The sequence below is a fragment of the Aphanothece microscopica RSMan92 genome (assembly GCF_046613545.2).
Taxonomy (GTDB): Bacteria; Cyanobacteriota; Cyanobacteriia; order PCC-6307; family Cyanobiaceae; genus NIES-981.
In genome coordinates this window covers 1-458 of record NZ_JBKKKY020000527.1, presented here as the reverse complement: position 1 = coordinate 458, position 458 = coordinate 1, and the positions used below count along the sequence as shown (strand labels likewise).

Here is a 458-nt window from a genome sequence, read left to right as displayed (position 1 = left end):
AACACACCACGGCGGGCGGTTGACCGCCATGGGCAGCGTGGGGCTGCTGGTGGTTATGGAAGGTGATCCAGCGCCCGATGCCGGTGCGCGCCTGCGATCCGGCTTCCCACGCATGCAGGCAGCCCGATGCAAACGCTTGCCGGTGCGCCGCATCCTCCGCGCACCACGCCGTCAGCCGACGTCGTCGTTCGTGGCCGAATGTCGTCCAGCCATCCTGACCCTAACTCGCCCCCCGCACCTTCGCTGCATTGCGGGCCACGCTTTCGGCGGTCGACCTGCGGCGATACCAGATCGTGATCAGGGACGAGGTGATCACGATAAACAGGCTGTAAAGGATCGGAATGAACAGGATGTCCTGCTGCATCGTCCCGGTGAAGGTCAGGGTGATGATCAGGACTGCAAGCGGGCCGTTCTGGATGCCGGTTTCCAGGCTGATCGTGCGCGCACGGTTCGAGTCC

General features: G+C 64.4%; 1 protein-coding gene and 1 pseudogene. Both read right to left on the bottom strand.

The window, feature by feature from the left end; genetic code table 11:
• Window positions 1–118: pseudogene (locus ACLD7X_RS18890) on the bottom strand (IS3 family transposase); the annotation flags it as partial.
• A gap of 102 nt (window positions 119–220) precedes the next feature.
• A partial coding sequence (locus ACLD7X_RS18885) for a hypothetical protein (RefSeq protein WP_411425217.1) occupies window positions 221–458 on the bottom strand: 238 nt, incomplete at its 5' end.